This is a genomic window from Agrobacterium sp. ICMP 6402 (genome assembly GCF_009498615.1).
Taxonomy (GTDB): domain Bacteria; phylum Pseudomonadota; class Alphaproteobacteria; order Rhizobiales; family Rhizobiaceae; genus Agrobacterium; species Agrobacterium burrii.
The window spans coordinates 192,514-206,753 of record NZ_QSNV01000010.1 but is presented as its reverse complement, the minus strand read 5'-3'; the positions used below and the strand labels follow the sequence as shown (position 1 = coordinate 206,753).

Genomic DNA, 14,240 nt, shown 5'->3' with positions numbered 1-14,240 from the left:
TGGATCGCTACTCCTTCATTGCAGTGGACTTTCACCACCTACTCTTTGCCGGTTTGTACCGGCGCACCAAAAATCCTATTTTTTAGTTATGCATAATGCACGGAAGAATAGTAATTCCGTCTTTTTCTTCTGTGATGAAAAGATTGACCCGCTGACAGAGAAATGGAGCCTAATTCTGGAGGTTAGTTTGGGAAGTGATGGGATTTTCGCTGGAAAAAAATTTTGTGAATTCATATCAAATATTTGATTTTATTAATATCATAACGAAATATACCCTCCAATAAATTGCTTCCATCTGCGCAACATACGAGCCATTTCGGAGTATTAAGGGTATGGTCCAAGGCTCTCTTTAGCGTATATTAACAACTCAAGATGTACCCTTGAGTTGATTTCATAATTGCGCATAAGGCTGGAGACATAAGGTGGACGTTCCGAGACACACCAACATGGACGATGGCGATAGCGGTCAATCGACACGGTACCCGGCAAAGCCCGGAACGGCCGGCATTCGCCCCATGCGCAAGGACGATGTCGAGGCGGTCGAGGCAGTGCTCAACAGCGCTTTCAAGAAGACCGGGCGTGAGAGAAACTTCGATTTCCGCTCCTATGTCGAGACATTGTTTTTCAGCAGCCCCGCCTTTGATCCGGAATACGGCAGTGTCGTCTACGATGCGGGGGAGAACAGGGTCACAAGCGTCATCCTCGCGGTCCCCATGCGGTTCATCGCGAATGGAAAAGCCATTACCGCCAGATTATTATGCGCTTTCGCATCGGATGGGAAACTCGGCTCGCTTGGGGCTGCCCGCCTGTCTCGCAGCATGCGCGCAACGAAACATGACATGCTGTTTTCGGACACGGCCTCCCCCGTCAGCGCCGATCACTGGGTCACGACCGGCGGCACCATGATGCCGATCGAAAGCCTGCAATGGCACAAGGCTCTCAAGCCCTTCTGCACGATTGCGCTGCGTATGCCGCGACGCTCGAAACTGGCCAAGACCACCCTTGCCCTGTCGGCGCTTGGATTTATCGACGGCATCCTGCGATCGTGGAAAAAAGGCCTGAGGCCGCATCGGGTCGCCGGCGCCAGGGTAAGAACCGTGGATTTCGAGACATTCCGCCGCAAGGCGCTGACGATGATCGAGCGGTTTTCCATTCGTCCGGAATGGTCTCACGAGGAGTTCCACTGGCTGATAGAGATGAGCAGGGCCAATGAGAGCCTCGGTGAGCTGAAAAGCCTGACGATCGAGACCGCCGAAGGCCATGTCATGGGCGCCGCCCTGTTTTTTGGCCAGCCGGGACGAACCGCCTATGTGCTCAACCTCGTCTGCGATGCCGGTCGTGAAAATGATGTGCTCAACGCCCTGTTCCACCATTTCGACGACGAGAATTACGCCCACGTCACCGGCATGTCGCAGCCCTTTCTCATAAACGCGCTATACCGCCAGAACCATATGAGCTTTCGCCATGACGGATATTTCTGCATGGCAACCCGGGATGAAGCGCTGCGCGACCGGGCGATTGCCGGCGACATCTATATTGGCGGGCTGTGCTCGGAAAGCTGGAGCAAGCTGATAACCGACTATTGAGCCGCCCCTTCGCCATTGACGCAGAAGGCAGGCCGCAGCGTTTTACGCTTTGGTGAAACGCTGGACATTCGCCGAAATCAGGTGGCGCAGAGCCTTCGCATAACGTTTGGAGCGCGTCTTGGCCGCCAGCGCGCTGGTCCAGTCCACCATCGAGCCGTTGATATCGAAGTCGCCCAGCTGCCCTTCGGGAACGTCGCCCTTTTCGATACGCTCGACGATCGACCCCAGCGCCGCGTAAAATTCCGGCGAGCGATAGGGCGGATGCAACGAATACATGCCCTTTCCCGTGCCGAGAAAATCCAGCCGGTGCACGCCCACGCGCATCATGTTGGTGCTCAGCACCTCTTCGGCGGGCATCGACACCGGCTGCTGATTATAGGCATAGGAGCGGATACGCCGCTTGGCATCGGGCCGCAGCAGTTCCAGCGAGCCGATCCGCTTGGCGAAGCGGTCCATGTCGATCATGAAAAGCCGCGTAGAGACAGTGGCGAAACGCCATGTGGGAATGCGCGATGGCAGCTTGCGCGGCTCTGGAATATTCCTCACCCCCGGCATGCCGACATGGCGGGAAATATCGAGATCGCCGCGCACCGTCGGCGGTCCGGAAAACGGCGTGATGCAAAGGGCATCGGGGTTGGCCTTCTGCAGGGCGACAGCCTCTTCGAACCAGTTCTGGCTGCCGCCGCCAAACATCATGTCGCTGTCCATATGCAGCACATAACGGGCATTGGCGCGTTTCAGACCATAGAAATACACATGAAACGGCCCCCCATCGAAGGCCTTGGCCGGATAGGGGATCGGCGAGCGCGAAAAGAAGGTCTTTGCCACCAGGTTGCGCGCCGCATCGCTGTAATCAACCACATCCACATGCAGATGCGGATAATTGGTCTGCATTTCCTCCAGCATGTCAAAAAGGCGTTTGCTGGCCGCATCAAAGCCATTGCCCTTGTAACGGCCTGCCCCGACCTGCCCGGTATCAACAGTCAGAAGAATGCGGTCCACCTGACCGCCCCACACCCGCAGCTGATGCGGCAGGGTAAGAGCCGCATGCGGCGCATCGAAGGGATGCAGATTGATCTGCAGCGCTTTCCGTACGGGAGGAAGCGACGTTTCAGCACTCATGCTCATGCACCACGGTTCCGGAATTCATTGATGACGGCCATCATCGGTTTTTCGTTGAAGCTCCAGTCCAGCGGCAGCGGCCGGTTGGCCGTACCGTCCCGGCGCGGATAGGCCCAGCGGATCCAGCTATATTGGTCCGAAATACCCCATGTGGTGATCGAGGAAAGCCCGCCACCCGCCGAGGCCGCTTCAAGAAAATCGCGGACCTGGCCGTTGATCAGCATATCGCGCTCGGCCTCCGGGCCAGGCAGCGTCTGGTCCATCACATCCAGCTCCGTCACCAGAACGGCAAGGCCGTAGCTGCGCATTTCCGTGGCAAAGGCGGCAAGCTCATCCTTGGCGATCGGCCAGCCGCCACGCAGATGCCCCTGCAGGCCGATGGCGTTGATCGGCGCGCCCTTCTCAAGCAGTTCGAGAATGAGGTTGCGGAAGGCCGCGCGTTTGGCCGGTGATTTTTCGACGGCGAATTCCACATCATATTCGTTGAGAACAAGCTGCGCCTTAGGATCGACCGCATGGGCAATATCGAAGGCCTTCTTGATGGCGTCCGACCCTGCGCCATAATACCAGGCATCACGCCGCGCGCGCACATTGCCCGGCACATCGGGGATAGGCTCGTTGACCACGTCCCAGCTGTGGATCACGTCCTTGTAACGCTCCATCACCTTGACGATGTGGGTCTCCATCAGCTTCTCGACCTTGCCGCTGCCACCGACACTCGCAAGCCAGGGCGCGTTGGAGGCATACCAGATCAGCGGATGGCCGTGCATGGAAAGCTTGTGCTGACGCGCAAAGTTGGCGATTGCATCCGCGGCGGCGAAATCGAACACGTCAGCGGAAGGCCGCATGACCTCCCATTTCATTTCGGTAACCGGGGTGATGCGCGAGCAATATTTGACAACAGCCTCGCCAATGCGGCTATCGGCATTAAGATCCGGCAGGTAAACCGCCGCACCATAAGGGGCGGTTTTAACAGGCGTCTTCTTCTGCGCGGCAAGGGCCGGGCCGGCCATGGCATGCAACAGGCCGGCACTTGCCGCACCGCCCAGAAAATTCCGCCGCCCGATCCGCATTCACCCGCCTCCGCAACCCACACATCAACGTCCGACAGGACGCAACCGCGCTCTAATTCTCAAAACATAACATCTCGATCATGCCAAAAGGATATTAAAGATTTGCAAGGTTAACCGACGCTATACCACGTCATAATTGGCGAGGCCCGCTTAATCCGGTAGTAACTTCGCTGTGCGAATTCTTGGCCCACCCTTATGGAGTTGAAAACCTTGGTTTCCGTTTCGATTGTCATTCCCGTTCGCAACGGCGAGCGTTACATCGTGGAAGCGATCGAAAGCGTCCTGCTTCAGGGCGAGACCATCCGCGAGGTGCTGGTGGTCGATGACGGCTCCACCGATACCACCGCGCAAAAGGTGGAAGGTTTTTCCGATCCACGTGTCAAACTGCTCGCCCGGCCGCAGGGAAGGCAGGGCGTTTCCGCCGTGCGCAATTTCGGCCTGTCGCAGGCGCGCGGCGAATGGACGATGTTCCTCGATGCCGATGACCGTCTGAAGCCGGGCGCCATCGCCGCCCTTTGCGCCGGTATCTCCGGCCCTGACGTCGTTGCCGTCTATGGCGACTACGAGCGCATCGACGAAAACGGCGTCAAGATCGGCCGGCGCAATCTCATCCGCCGCCGTGAAAAGCCTGACGGTTTCATCCTCCAGCAGCTGCTGGGCGGAAACTTCATCGTCAATGGCGGCATCATGCTGGTCAGGACCCGGATCTTTCAGGATTTCGGCGGTTTCGACGAGACGTTGCGTTATGCGGAAGACTGGTATGGCTGGTGCAGGCTCGCCGCCGCCGGCCGATTTGTCTATCTGCCCGGCTGCCATGTGCTCGATTACCGGGTGCACCGGACGAGCGTGATGATGAACCGGCTTTTGACCTTCCGGGACTGCGAGCCGGCCATCAAGGCAGTGTTTTCCGACCCCGCCATCGTCGCCGCCATTTCCCCGCAGGAACTGCGGCGGCTTCGCCACAAATCCGAAAACCACATGAATGCCTATACCGTGGCGCAGGCTTTTCGCGCCCGCCGCTACCGTGAGGCTTTCTCGGCGCTTGCCGATACGTTTCTCAATCGCCCACGCCAGAGCCTCCGGGCCATCGTTTTTTCCGCCGCAGCGCTTGCCGGTATTTAGGAGTTTCCATGCCCGAGATCATGCCGGAAGCGGTGGTGTGCATTCCCAGTTTCCGCCGGCCCGAAGGCCTGCGAAAGACGCTTTTGTCGCTCACAGCCCAGAAGGTCGATTTTCCCTTCGCAGTCGTCGTGGTCGACAATGATGGCGCAGGCCAGCAGGGCCTTGCCGTCGCACGCGCATTTTTTGGCGAAAGCGGCATGGCCGGGCAGGCTCTGGTGGAGCCGACGCAGGGCAATTGTTACGCCATCAATACCGCCTTCCGCACCGCCCGGCAGAGCTACCCTTCCGCTCAGTGGTTCCTGATGATCGATGACGACGAGGCCGCCTCCCCCGTCTGGCTCGCCGAGATGGTGTCGGCGGCCAAGTCCTTCAGCGTCGATATCGTCGGCGGACCGGTCAACCGTGAATTCGACGCGCCCGCGCCAAAGGCGGTTCTGTCGCATCCGCTGTTCGGCTCCATCGAAGCGCCGACCGGCCCCGTCGAGCAGATCCACGGATCGGGTAACTGCCTGATTTCGCGGAAAGTTTTCGAAAGCTTGCCGAAACCGGAATTCGACGTGCGGTTCAATTTCCTCGGCGGCGGCGATATGGATTTCTTCACTCGCTGCCGCAAGGCCGGTTTCAAATTCGCCTGGAGCGCTCAAGCCCTCATCATCGAATATGTGCCGGAAAACCGCATGGCGCCGCGCTGGATCATGGAGCGCTCGCTCAGAACCGGTATCATCAATTACAGCATCGACCGCGCTCGCCGTCCCGGCCTCAAGGGCGGACTGCTGCTTGCCGCCAAAAATATCGTCAGCCTGGGCCTGTCGCTTATCCGCGCTGTTGCCGCTTTCCTGAAAACCGGAGCGCTGCTGCCCGCCACCCATCCGCCGCTAATGTCCATCGGCCGCGTGATGGCGAGCCTCGGCATCACGCTCACGCCCTATAAGGCGCCGGTGAAAAAGGCCTGATACCCCTGATTACGGGCGTCAGTGTCAGCCCAGCGTTTTTTCCCTGCCCAGCGAAATCGTATTCATGCGCTTCTGGAAACCGAGGGAGGAAAAGACGGCTGCAAGGATGAGAAGCGGAACCAGAACCGGCCAGAAGAAACAAAGAACGATACCGGTCACCCGATAAAAATCCCAATCCCGGTCGCGGCGGGCGCCTTCAATATAGGTCATGGCGAGAGAGGTAACGGTGCCAATCCCATAAACAAAAAGAGAAATGGACGTAATGACCATTGCTGCCCTCAAATATCTCTGATTCGAATAAATTTATAATATTTCCCCAGTGTAACGCCGTTGCGCCCAGTTGCAACGAATTTCAGCGGCGAGACGCATTGTTTCAATACGTTAGGGTCATCTCATATAGATTGGCGAACACGGCTTTCAAAAAAACCGCTGAACAGTCAAAACTGAGAATGGCAAAACCGAGGACGGCGAAACTGCCGTTTTCCTCTCCGCCTTGTCAGCGTCCCGAAGCCCGGTAGCTGTGTTTCAGAAGTGAATATATAGCGATCGGATTGGTCAGTAGGTAACGTTTGCCGAGGCGTCTCGGCTCAAGCATCGCCCTGTAGAGCCATTCCAGCCCCATATCCTGCATCCATTGCGGCGCGCGGCTGTTCTTGCCGGCGAGAAAATCGAACAGGCCACCGCAGGTCTTGACCACGGCAATGCCGGAAAGCCTGTCCAGATTGCGCGAAACGAAGCGTTGCTCCAGCGGAATGCCGAAACCGACCCAGAGAATATCGGTCCGCGATGCGACGACATCTGCAAGGATCGCCTCTTCTTCCTCCCGGCTGAAATAACCGTTGCGTCGCCCGGAAAAAACCAGACGTGGATAAAGCCTCTGCATTTCCTCGACTGCGGCGCGGTTGACCTCTTCGGAGCCACCGAGGAAATAAAACCGCGCGCCCGTCTCTTCGGCCCGGCGGGCAACCGCATGAACGAGATCCGTCGTTGCGACGCGTTCACGCAGCGCACTCGGGCAGAACTTGCGGGAAAAGATTACCAGGGACATGCCGTCGGCGTGAATCTGGTCCGCCTGCCGCAGCATGGCGTCAAATTCCCTGTCGTGATGGCAGAGCGCGATGACCTGACCGTTCGCCGAGGTCGAATAGAACGGCCTTGCGCTGGCAGCGCGCACGCGCACCGACCGCAGGATGAAATCCTCAGCCGTTTCTTCAATCGTCACGTCAGCGATGGGTAAAGCCGCAAGCGGAATGACGGGCCAGGTCTTGTTCGGCCCTTTCGCATCCGGCATTTCGCTCCCTGTCATAATCTGTCCGGTGTCCAAGATAGGCATCGTTTCATTGTTATAGTCACACATATGCTTAGAGTATAAGGCTTCAAACACTACGAAGAACTATCATTAATATTTTTATAAACCCGCCGCTTGAAGCCGACAATTTACACGCCCGCAGGTTGAGACCGCTCTTTCCGCCTATTCCGGTTTGCCCACCGATGGGTTAAGGAACCGCGAACCCACACCACAGAAAAGGTCAAGGCCATGGAAACTATCTCGATCGACAACCGCGGCGATTTCGGCCTCTGGGCAATAGAACGGGCAAAGGAAATCGTCGCCAACGAAGCGTCCGATCTCGCCGTTTCGGTGCGCGACAGCGACGAGGCCGGCATTCGGGATGCGGGCAATGCGCTGGGTGCCGCCATCGCCGCTGCCCTGCTCGAAGTTTATGACGGTCTGACGTCGGAAGAATAAGCGCCGCGGGTCAGCCTCGTCAGGCGTAGCGCGCAGCAATTTCATCGTGGTCGTTGCGGCGCAGATAACCCCAGAGCCCGAGCGCCAAGGCAATGCCGAGACCAAGGAAAAGACCGCCTGCGCCACCGGCAATCAGGAAGGTCAGCTTGCCCGGCGGCCAGCTTCTGGAATTCGGCGCAACGGGCTGCGAAATCACCCGCACATTGGTGGAATCGATCGACTGCTGTTCGGCAAGCTGGCGCGAGCGGGTGAGATAGGTCTCGTAGATTGCGGCGGCCGAATTGGCGTCGCGCTCCAGATCCCTGAGCCGCACCTGCGCCTCGTTGTCGGTGAAGACGTTGGCGCGTTCCGCTACCGCCTTCAATCTGAGGGCATCAAGCGAGGAGCGGGCCTCGGCGACATTGGTCTTGGCCGCCTGCAGGATGCGCCGCGCTTCATCCGCCATGCCGCGTTCCAGCATGGCGCGCTCCGCCCCTGCGGTTGCCAGGCGCGGATGCCGCGCACCATAGGTCAGCGTCATCGCGCCGATCTGCTGCTGCAGGGTGCTATATTGCGCACGGATGGTGTTCATGGTCTGGCTATCGAAGATGGCGTCGCTCTGCGTGCGGTTCTGGGCAATCGCCGCTTCCATCTGCTTCAGGCGTGATTCTTCCTGAATGAGGCGCTGCTGTGCCGCAAGAACCTGCGCATTCAGTTCGCCGGAGGCGAGATTGCTGACCAGCTGGCCGTTATTTTCCTGCAACCCGTTTTCACGACGGAAATCCGCCACCCGTTTTTCGGCAACGGTCACGTTCTCGCGCATTTCCTCAAGCCGCTTTTTGAGATCGTCGACAACGCGCTGGCTGCTGTCGGAGGTCGTCTGGAACAACTCGCTTTCAAAGGCTTTGACGATGGCCTTGGAAACCGCCACGGATTTTTCCGCGTCGTTGGTCCAGACCGACAGCGTCACCACGAAGGAACGCGGATCGCGTTCCGCCGCTACCCGGTCGCCGAGGGAACGGAGCGCGCCGACCCGGTTGTCGCCATCTTCCGGCTTGGACGAAAACATCGCCTTCAGCCGGGCAAGCGGCGGCGGATTGATGAATTCGCCGTCCTGATCGAGCTTCAGCTCATCCACCACCCGTGCCAGCACGTTGCGCGAGGTGATGGTGCGCAGCTTGCTTTCCACTTCGAGGATCTGGGTGTCGCGCTGCTGGCTCGGCGAAAACACGCCGTCATTGACGACGTTGAGATTGGAGGGATTAACGACGATATCCGTATAGGCGGTGTAACGCGGCGGCGTCATGGAAGCATAGGTAAGCGCGGCGGCGACGCAGAGAATGATCGCCAGCACGATCCAGACAATGCCGTTCCGCAGCCAGATGATGACATCGTCCACACCGATCCTGTCGATATGCTTCAGGCCCGGCAGTGCGGTCGCCAGACTACCGGTCGGCGAGGATGGTTTCACCGGCTTCTCGGCCGGGGTCGGCTCGGCGGCGACTGCCGGTTTCGGCTCCAGATGCTCTTTCAGCACCGTGCGTTCGAAAACCTCGTCCTCATCCACCAGATCGTCCAGCAGGGAACCGTGGGGTCTGGCGGCGGGCGCCGTTTTTTCATCAAGCGGACGTGCCTGCTTATGTCCCGCCTTTTGAAGCCTGTACATTAGCCAATCCAACTCGAATGAACCACAAAAAAGGCCGGCAACATATGGTTTCCATCGTCGCCAGAGCCGCTATCGACAGACAAGTTTAAATATGACGGGTGAATTTTAGGTTACCCGCTTCATCCCGGCAATCATCGCCCATTCGTGGCCGCCATGAAAGAGATGATTGACCTGAATGGATCAATACGGTTCTTTCAGCCGTTATATTTTTATATTATCCATTTGAACCTCAAAGATTTTATCGAAACGGAGTTTGGCATGAGCCTGAAATTTGGAACGAGCGGCCTTCGTGGTCTCTCTGTCGATCTGAAAGGAAAAGCCTCGGCCGTCTATGCGACGGCATTTGCAAGGCACCTTCTCACATCGGGTCAGGCAAAGGCCGGCGACCCCATTCTTGTGGCCCGCGATTTCCGCGACTCGAGCCCGGATGTTTCCGCCACCTGTATCGCCGCCCTGAAAAAGGCCGGTCTCACCCCGCTCGATTGCGGCACGGTGCCGACACCGGCTCTGGCGCTTTACGGCCTGTCGCTGAAAGCAGGCGCGCTGATGATCACCGGCTCGCATATTCCGGCCGATCGCAACGGCATCAAATTCTATCGCCCGGACGGCGAAATCGACAAGCAGGATGAAACGGCAATCGCCGCCCTTGCAGTCGAAGTCGAAGCGGAAGGTGTGAGTGACGAGGCCGCGACGGCGGAAGACCATTCCGCAATTGCAGCTGAACTTTTCTACGAACGCAACATCTCCCTCCTGCCGGAAAAGGCGCTGTCGGGCCTCAAGATCGGCGTTTATCAGCACAGCACCGTGGCGCGCGATCTCTTCGTCAACGTGCTCGCCCATTATGGCGCTGATGTCGTACCGCTCGGCCGTTCCGAAACCTTTATTCCTGTTGATACCGAGGCGGTCTCGCCGGAAACGCTGGCGCTTCTCAAAAATTGGGCGCCGCAGCACGGTCTCGACGCCATCGTTTCCGCTGATGGCGACGGCGACCGCCCGTTGCTTGCCGATGAAAACGGCGTGCCGCTGCGCGGCGACCTGATCGGGCTTATCACCGCGAATTTCCTCGATGCCGGCGTGGTCGTCACCCCCGTCACCTCCAATTCCGGCATTGAAGCCAGCGGTTCCTTCGAGGTCGTCCGCACCAGGGTCGGTTCGCCTTTCGTCATCGCCGGCATGGCAGAGGCGCTTGCCGCCGGCAGAAACGGCGTCATGGGCTTCGAGGCCAATGGCGGCCTGCTGACCGCTTCCGCCTTCACCCTCAACGGCAGGGCAGTCTCGCCGCTGCCGACGCGTGACAGCTTCCTGCCTATCCTCGCCGTGCTGCTTCTGTCGGCCGAGCAGAAAAAGCCGCTGTCGGAGATCGCCGCCGCCTATAATCTGCCGGTCGCCGCCGCCGACCGTCTGGAGAATTTCGCCCAGGAAAAAAGCGCCGCCCTGATGACGCATCTGCGCGCTTCGCGCGACAATCTTGAGGCTTTCCTCGCCCCGGTCGGCAAGGTCAAGACGCTCAGCGACATCGACGGCCTGCGCGTGGCACTCACCGACGGCAGCACCATCCACTTCCGCCCTTCCGGCAACGCGCCCGAAATGCGCTGCTACGTCGAAGCCGCCAATCAGGACGAAGCCGAAACGCTGCTGAACAAGGGGCTCGATCTCATCCGCAATTTTGGATGAGTGGATGGCGCATGCGGGATGATATAAGCTGAACGCATGAAGAGAACGGACGCGATCAGAAAACTCAGGCGACACGCTCATGCGGTGAAAAGCATGGGCGCAACGTCGCTCTATCTTTTTGGATCGACGGCCCGCGATGAAGCCCTTGGCTCAAGCGATCTGGACATCTTCATCGACTATGATCCGGACCGCCGTTTCTCATTGCTCGATCTCGTCGGTATCAAGCAGTTTCTGGAAGAAGAGTTGGCGGTGGAAGTGGACGTGACGACACGCAACAGCCTCCACCCGCTGCTTCGCAATGACATCGAACAATCCGCAGTCCGGATATTTTGATGATTAAACGCAGGGTCGGACCAGTTCTCTCCGAAATTCTGGAGGCCATAAACGGCATTGAGACCCACACCGCAGGCCTGTCACTTGCTGATTTCCAGCAGAATTGGCTCCTCAAGCTTGCTGTACAGCGCGCCTTGGAGATCGTTTCCGAGGCATCACGGCACATTCCGGAGGACTTGCTGGACCTCGCACCGGACATTCCATGGAAACAAATTCGCGGGATCGGCAATATTCTCCGCCATGAATACCACAAGATCGCGGACGATGTGGTTTGGGCCGTGGTTACCGAACATGTCGCACCACTCAAAATCGCCGTTCAGGCTATTCAACGATCCATCAGATCCGAAAACTGAGGGGTCTATCGGCACAATGTCCCAAATGTCGCATCCCGCCTTTCCCTGTTGCTCTTCCCGCTTGAGAAAGCGATAAGGACCGCAGGGCCAGAAGAGGCGGACGATGAGCGGCGAGACCACTACCCTTTATGAAGCGATCGGCGGCGATGCGACCGTCAAGGCCCTGACCCGGCGCTTTTATGAATTGATGGACACCCTGCCGGAGGCGGCGCATTGCCGTGCCATCCACCCTGCCGATCTTTCCGGCAGCGAGGCGAAGTTTTACGATTATCTGACGGGATATCTTGGCGGACCGCCCGTCTATGTCGAGAAACACGGCCATCCAATGTTGCGCCGCCGCCATTTCGTCGCGCCCATCGGCCCTGCCGAGCGGGACGAATGGCTGCTCTGCTTCCGCCGCGCCATGGACGAGACCATCGAGAACCCGAAGCTGCGCGAGATCATCTGGGCGCCGGTGGAGCGACTGGCCTTTCACATGCAGAACCAGGAGGCGGACAGCCCATGAGCAATTCAAGCGTGAGCAACGGAAGTTCGACAGGCGCAACAGTGCCGCGCGAACGGCTGCGATCCTTCATTTTGCTGCTGGGCGGTTTGCTCGGGGCTGCGGGCGTCATGCTTGCTGCCGCCGCCACGCATACCGGCGAGACCTATATGCTGGGCAATGCCTCGGCCATGGCGCTGGCGCATGCCCCGGTGCTGGTGGCGCTCAATATCGGCGCGGACCGTATCAGAACCGCCATTCCGGCGGGCCTGATCCTCGGGCTTGGTACCGCGATCTTTGTCGGTGATCTCGTCACAAGGCATTTTTCCGGCCACAGCCTGTTTCCCTTCGCCGCCCCCACGGGCGGCCTTGGTATGATTGCCGGATGGCTCGTGCTCTGCGCCGGGGCATTTTTGAAGCCGAAAGGCTGATCGGCCTTAACGCCGCGTCCAGCGAAATGACAGGATGTTGCGGCCGCCTTCAGCCGCTTCGCCGAGCGCGAAAGACGGCGTTTCGCCGGGTTGGCGGGTGCGTAGATGGGGAAAGGTCACCACATTGCTGTCAGCCGCCGCACGGTTGCGCCGCTCCCGTTCGCCGACGATCTCATACATGTCCGTCAGGGCCGGATCAGCGCCCTGTTCAGCCATCTTGTGCAGTTCCACGCGGCAGGCTTCTGCTGCCGCGGGCTCATCATCATGGAAATTATTGCGCTCGTCGCTCATCGCTGGAGGTCCGTTCATTCATGGTCTGCAGCGCCCGCTCCAGACTGGATTTGCTGCCATTGCGCAGCGGAATGAACGTCTTGCCGAATTTCTTGCAACCCGACTTCACCCGCAGACACGCATCGTGGCTGATACAGTCGATCGGGCAGAAAACGCAGTCGACGGAGGGGAGAACGGTATCGATGCGCGACACCGCTTCACGCAGGCCGCCATCGTGGTGGATCAGCTCGGCGCCGAAATTGCTGGCGATCTGACGAAGATGCGCAACCTGACAGTCACGGCCGCCGACATAAAGAAAGCTTTTCGGGCCGGAAGGCTGCTGTGCGACCACGTCCCTTTCAGGTTGTGGCGCGCCAATACCCTGCTTGCCGCCGCGTCCGGCCTTCTTCTTTTCCTTGCGTGCCATTCCCTCACCTGCCGGTTGATTTTTCATGCCCCGGACGTTCGGGATAGCGGCACCATAATAAAGATGAGTTTTAGAGTAAAGTATAAAGGTGATCATTTTCCTCATGTTTTGACGCAAAACATCGATCACATATTCGCGAGAACCCGTCCCGCTTAGCCGTTTAGCCGCAATCCACCCATGAAAAGCTGCTCCAGATGCCGGGCCGCATCTTCAAAACGGCCATCCCCGCCGTGTCTGTCACCCAGCACCGCCCGCACCTGCACATCGAAATCCGCATAATGCTGGGTTGTCGACCAGATCGAAAAGATAAGATGGTAGGGATCACATTTGGCGATCCGGCCGGCCTTCATCCACGCGCGGATCACCTCGGCCTTTTCATCCACCAGTTGCTTCAGCGGCCCTTTCAGCTCATCCTCGATATGCGGCGCGCCCTGCAGGATTTCATTGGCGAACAGCCGGCTTTCACGCGGAAAATCCCGCGACATTTCCAGCTTGCGGCGAATATAGGAACGGATCTCGCTTTCGGGATTGCCCCCGGCATCAAAAGCCCTGAGCGGATCAAGCCAGGTATCCAGCACCCGTTCGATGAGCGCGCGATGCATCGCCTCCTTGGTGCGGAAATAATAAAGCACATTCGGCTTGGACATGCCGGCCGCCTCGGCAATCTGGTCTATGGTGGAACCACGAAAGCCATTGATGGAAAAGACACTGAGCGCTGCCTCGAGGATAGCTTCCTGCTTTTCCTCCTGAATGCGGGTCCGCTTCTGTGTTTTCGCTGCGCGCGGTATGGCCATTCTCTGCTCTCTGTTTCTTTTCGATGCAATTGCCGCTACAGTATGATTAAAAAATAATCGACGCGTACAGTTTGGGCAAAATTAGTGCGATTCGTCACAAAAGTCCCTTGCTGACGTCATCGCAAATTTGCATTGTTTACCAGCCGGTCAATTTATCCATCATCGCCAGCACAAGGCAATGGCTGTTATCTTAGCCGGCAAAAACGGGAACGGCACAAGCTTTGCTTCG

The 14,240-nt window shown here is 58.4% G+C and carries 17 protein-coding genes and 1 pseudogene; 10 read left to right on the top strand and 8 right to left on the bottom strand.

Annotated features, from left to right (window positions below):
• The coding region (locus DXT96_RS27085) for a hypothetical protein (RefSeq protein WP_210251601.1) at window positions 1–247 on the top strand (247 nt) is incomplete at its 5' end.
• Between the two features lie 268 nt (window positions 248–515).
• On the top strand, window positions 516–1,586 hold the full coding sequence (locus tag DXT96_RS22495; RefSeq protein WP_194287711.1) for a GNAT family N-acetyltransferase: 1,071 nt from the start codon (window positions 516–518) through the stop codon (window positions 1,584–1,586).
• Window positions 1,587–1,628: 42 nt separating this feature from the next.
• On the opposite strand, the gene uppG is transcribed toward DXT96_RS22495, so the two are convergent.
• Complete coding sequence (uppG, locus tag DXT96_RS22490) at window positions 1,629–2,708, bottom strand: polysaccharide biosynthesis glycosyltransferase UppG (RefSeq protein WP_174373643.1); 1,080 nt, start codon at window positions 2,706–2,708, stop codon at window positions 1,629–1,631.
• Window positions 2,709–2,710: 2 nt separating this feature from the next.
• A complete protein-coding gene (gene uppI / locus DXT96_RS22485) occupies window positions 2,711–3,781 on the bottom strand; it encodes a polysaccharide biosynthesis UDP-hexose transferase UppI (RefSeq protein ID WP_153516532.1) in 1,071 nt (356 codons plus the stop codon).
• Between the two features lie 210 nt (window positions 3,782–3,991).
• Here uppI and uppH point away from each other — a divergent pair, with 210 nt between their 5' ends.
• Both uppH and uppJ read left to right on the top strand, forming a co-directional pair.
• Window positions 3,992–4,903 carry a polysaccharide biosynthesis endo-1,4-beta-xylanase UppH gene (gene uppH, locus DXT96_RS22480; protein WP_246670629.1) on the top strand — a complete coding sequence of 304 codons (912 nt, stop codon included), beginning with the start codon at window positions 3,992–3,994 and terminating at the stop codon, window positions 4,901–4,903.
• Window positions 4,904–4,911: 8 nt separating this feature from the next.
• On the top strand, window positions 4,912–5,856 hold the full coding sequence (gene uppJ, locus DXT96_RS22475) for a polysaccharide biosynthesis UDP-hexose transferase UppJ (RefSeq protein ID WP_153516530.1): 945 nt from the start codon (window positions 4,912–4,914) through the stop codon (window positions 5,854–5,856).
• A 24-nt stretch (window positions 5,857–5,880) separates the two neighbouring features.
• On the opposite strand, the gene DXT96_RS22470 is transcribed toward uppJ, so the two are convergent.
• Together DXT96_RS22470 and uppL are read right to left on the bottom strand one after the other, a co-directional pair.
• Window positions 5,881–6,126 (bottom strand): hypothetical protein, encoded by a 246-nt coding sequence (locus tag DXT96_RS22470; RefSeq protein WP_149899931.1) that lies wholly within the window; start codon window positions 6,124–6,126, stop codon window positions 5,881–5,883.
• 226 nt (window positions 6,127–6,352) lie between these two features.
• Window positions 6,353–7,147 carry a polysaccharide biosynthesis UDP-hexose transferase UppL gene (uppL, locus tag DXT96_RS22465; protein ID WP_153516553.1) on the bottom strand — a complete coding sequence of 265 codons (795 nt, stop codon included), beginning with the start codon at window positions 7,145–7,147 and terminating at the stop codon, window positions 6,353–6,355.
• A gap of 246 nt (window positions 7,148–7,393) precedes the next feature.
• Here uppL and DXT96_RS22460 point away from each other — a divergent pair, with 246 nt between their 5' ends.
• The gene (locus DXT96_RS22460) at window positions 7,394–7,603 is read left to right on the top strand and encodes a hypothetical protein (RefSeq protein ID WP_153516529.1); all 210 of its coding nucleotides are present in this window, start codon (window positions 7,394–7,396) and stop codon (window positions 7,601–7,603) included.
• Between the two features lie 19 nt (window positions 7,604–7,622).
• On the opposite strand, the gene uppM is transcribed toward DXT96_RS22460, so the two are convergent.
• On the bottom strand, window positions 7,623–9,248 hold the full coding sequence (uppM, locus tag DXT96_RS22455; protein ID WP_194287708.1) for a polysaccharide biosynthesis protein UppM: 1,626 nt from the start codon (window positions 9,246–9,248) through the stop codon (window positions 7,623–7,625).
• Window positions 9,249–9,506: 258 nt separating this feature from the next.
• Here uppM and uppO point away from each other — a divergent pair, with 258 nt between their 5' ends.
• From uppO to DXT96_RS22425, 5 genes are all read left to right on the top strand, one after another.
• Window positions 9,507–10,922: a polysaccharide biosynthesis phosphomannomutase UppO gene (gene uppO / locus DXT96_RS22445; protein ID WP_153516528.1), complete on the top strand. Its 1,416-nt coding sequence runs from the start codon at window positions 9,507–9,509 to the stop codon at window positions 10,920–10,922.
• 36 nt (window positions 10,923–10,958) lie between these two features.
• The gene (locus tag DXT96_RS22440) at window positions 10,959–11,255 is read left to right on the top strand and encodes a nucleotidyltransferase family protein (protein WP_149899929.1); all 297 of its coding nucleotides are present in this window, start codon (window positions 10,959–10,961) and stop codon (window positions 11,253–11,255) included.
• Window positions 11,255–11,608, top strand: a complete 354-nt coding sequence (locus tag DXT96_RS22435; protein ID WP_149899928.1) for a DUF86 domain-containing protein — start codon at window positions 11,255–11,257, stop codon at window positions 11,606–11,608. Before DXT96_RS22440 ends, DXT96_RS22435 begins: the two co-directional genes overlap by 1 nt.
• A gap of 103 nt (window positions 11,609–11,711) precedes the next feature.
• A complete protein-coding gene (locus DXT96_RS22430) occupies window positions 11,712–12,113 on the top strand; it encodes a group II truncated hemoglobin (protein ID WP_149899927.1) in 402 nt (133 codons plus the stop codon).
• Complete coding sequence (locus DXT96_RS22425; protein WP_153516527.1) at window positions 12,110–12,520, top strand: DUF423 domain-containing protein; 411 nt, start codon at window positions 12,110–12,112, stop codon at window positions 12,518–12,520. The genes DXT96_RS22430 and DXT96_RS22425 overlap by 4 nt, the downstream gene beginning before the upstream one ends.
• 6 nt (window positions 12,521–12,526) lie before the next feature.
• On the opposite strand, the gene DXT96_RS22420 is transcribed toward DXT96_RS22425, so the two are convergent.
• From DXT96_RS22420 to DXT96_RS22410, 3 genes and pseudogenes are all read right to left on the bottom strand, one after another.
• Complete coding sequence (locus DXT96_RS22420) at window positions 12,527–12,811, bottom strand: hypothetical protein (protein ID WP_153516551.1); 285 nt, start codon at window positions 12,809–12,811, stop codon at window positions 12,527–12,529.
• A pseudogene (locus DXT96_RS22415) lies at window positions 12,792–13,115 on the bottom strand (DUF2325 domain-containing protein); the annotation flags it as partial. The pseudogene DXT96_RS22415 and the gene DXT96_RS22420, both read right to left, overlap by 20 nt.
• A 254-nt stretch (window positions 13,116–13,369) precedes the next feature.
• Complete coding sequence (locus tag DXT96_RS22410; protein ID WP_149899924.1) at window positions 13,370–14,011, bottom strand: TetR family transcriptional regulator C-terminal domain-containing protein; 642 nt, start codon at window positions 14,009–14,011, stop codon at window positions 13,370–13,372.
• Window positions 14,012–14,240 lie beyond the last annotated feature (229 nt).